The organism is Oleiphilus sp. HI0123, assembly GCF_001635315.1.
The window spans coordinates 1-2,533 of sequence record NZ_LWGE01001171.1; the positions used below are offsets into that span (position 1 = coordinate 1).

Sequence of the window (2,533 nt, forward strand, 5' to 3'; positions counted from 1 at the left end):
GATGAGAACGTACCGGCGAAGCTAGTTTTGGAGGTTATTGACCAATGTAAACTTTCCGGCGCGACTGATGTCGGTGTCGCCACCGAGCAAGAGTCCTGAGTATACGCTGATGATTAGATACGTATGGGCTATTGCAGCGGCGATTGTTGTTCCGTTCCTTATTTTTGTTTTGGTGATTGGTCTTAACGAGTCCGATATTGAAAAGGATTCGGCGAAAGATGATGCAAGCAACTTTGATGTTGCCAAGAAACAGGTTATCAAAAAACCAAAGCCGAAGCCGAAACCTAAGAAAAAGAAACGACAGCAGCCGCAAAAACTACCCTCAATCAAGCCTGCAAATGTTGGCGCGAATCTGGGGGGGGCTGGGCTAAGTTTCGGTGTTCCTCAGTTTGATGAAACAGAATTTTCTGAGTTTTCTGATAACGATCTTCTAGCAGGATCTAGTGATCAGGCCATGGACAAAAGTAGCGTCGATACGCCTCCGAAGGTTCGAAAGCGTTCTCCGATTGTTTATCCGGAGCTCGCAAGAAAGCAGGGTGTTAGTGGCTACGTCACCATGAATGTTCTGATCGATGAAAGTGGCAATGTTGAAGACGTTGAGATTCTTGACTCTAAGCCTGAAGAGATATTTGACCTGAAGGCCGACAGTACCATTCGTCGTTGGAAATTTGAGCCTGCCACCTACAACGGTAAGAAGGTGAAGGTTTGGGCGATGCAAAAAATAGTATTTAAGTTGGATTGATATGCACATGAAATTATTTGTGGCAGTAGTGATGTGTCTCATGTGGTGTTTGCCATCCAGCGCAGCAGCACAAAAGACAGAAAAAATAGACTATGTAGCACTAGGCGCGACGTTGGTTAAAGACGGCTACATACAGCGAGCGAAAACAGTACTGGAAAAAGCTGAGGTAACAAAAGAAGGTTTTGATTTTAGTACTTATTACACACTGAAAGGGATAGTGTTTAATAAAACCGGCTATCCGAAGATCTCGAATATATTCTTCGATGCTGCAATTGAAAAGGGTCAAACAAAAGAGTCTGTATATCTTTATATTGCCCGAAATCATTGGCAGCGAATGGAGTATCAAGGTGTAATCGACGCGCTTGGTAAAGCGGGTCAGGCAGCCTTAGATAATCCTCAAATGTTGGTGATCAAAGCCGAAGCCTTTAAGCAGCTTGATGATATGAACTCCGCCTGGGCGACCTTGGACGAAGGTATTGAACTGCACCCAGAGTATTCGCGCTTCTACAGTCAGAAGTTTTATTACCTATTAGAGCTTGGCTTTTATCAAAGTGCTAATGACTACGCGCACCGTTATCTAGAAAGTGAAAACTATTCGGCAAAAGAATATCTGGCGGTAGCGTTTGCCCTAAGAGAGAGTGGTCAGAAAGATGCCGCTGCGGCTCTGCTAGAAGAAGGTGTGATCAAATATAACGACGATGATAAGTTGCTTGAGTTGCTTGGTCAGGTCTACATAGACCAAGAAAAGTACTTAATGGCTGCCTTGGTCTTTGACTGGGCGTCGATACGCTTCCCGAAGTTTTCTGCTAAGGCAGCAACCCTTTATCTGAAGTCTGGCGAACCAGTAAGGTCTTTACAGTTAAACCGTCGTATCAATCAGCAGGAAGAAAAGTTTAGACAGCGTGTTGGTATCGATATTTACCTCGAAGACTATGAGTCGATGGTTGCAAAGACTGACTCCTTACAACGCTATGACTTGTTGAAAGACGAAAATATCTTGTATGCACTTGGTTTTGCGCATTATAGAAATGGTGATTATGAGCAGTCTAAACGCTTACTGCAAAAAATCACTGATAGCCAATTATTCCAGAAAGCTTCCCATTTATTTCAGCAAATAGAGATCTGTCAGAATGACCCGTATGCATGCCGTTAAATTACTCCTAGCGAGTCTTCTATGTTTGTTCTCGGCAAGCGTGTTTGCAGCTGAGCAAACTGCTAAAAAAGAGAATTTATTTATCTTCGTTTTCAAAGAAGGTGTGGCGCAATCGAATATCAACGTTAAGGTTGGCGATGAAAGCTCAAAGACCGATGAGTTTGGTGTGGCTGCGTTTACTTTGCCAGCAGGTGATCACGAAGTTGGTTATTACAAAGGCGGAGAGTTGTTTGCATTAACCGATGTAGCATTACTTGAAACTGTATCGAGTCAGGTATTCCTGAACTTAACGAATCAAGGCGAAAGCGTAGAGCTTGATCTACCGCTGTCAGCGTATGAGCAGGACTTTGATCATCAGGATGTTAAGCCGCAAACCGGTCCTAAAGGTAATCTGATTTTCTCCGTGAGAGATTCTGCAAATGATGCCGCTGTTTCTGGTGCGAAACTATTCTTCAAGGGCTATGCCATCGATGCAATCACTGATGAAAAAGGTATTGCCACGGTAGAGCTTGCAGCGGGTGACTATGATATATCAGTTATCCATCCAAAGTATGTAATGCAGGTAAGCAAGGACGTTTCGGTTCGAGCCGAAACAGATAACGAACACGCGGTTAAGTTGATTAAGGCCGATATTGTAT

3 protein-coding genes are annotated in these 2,533 nt (G+C 43.7%); all 3 read left to right on the forward strand.

What is annotated here, in order from left to right:
- Nucleotides 1–109 precede the first annotated feature (109 nt).
- Nucleotides 110–742, forward strand: a complete 633-nt coding sequence (locus tag A3761_RS12760; protein ID WP_068553324.1) for an energy transducer TonB — start codon at nucleotides 110–112, stop codon at nucleotides 740–742.
- A gap of 7 nt (nucleotides 743–749) precedes the next feature.
- Nucleotides 750–1,895 (forward strand): lipopolysaccharide assembly protein LapB, encoded by a 1,146-nt coding sequence (locus A3761_RS12765; protein ID WP_156490370.1) that lies wholly within the window; start codon nucleotides 750–752, stop codon nucleotides 1,893–1,895.
- On the forward strand, nucleotides 1,882–2,533 hold a 652-nt coding region (locus A3761_RS12770), incomplete at its 3' end, for a carboxypeptidase regulatory-like domain-containing protein (RefSeq protein WP_156491826.1). The genes A3761_RS12765 and A3761_RS12770, both read left to right, overlap by 14 nt.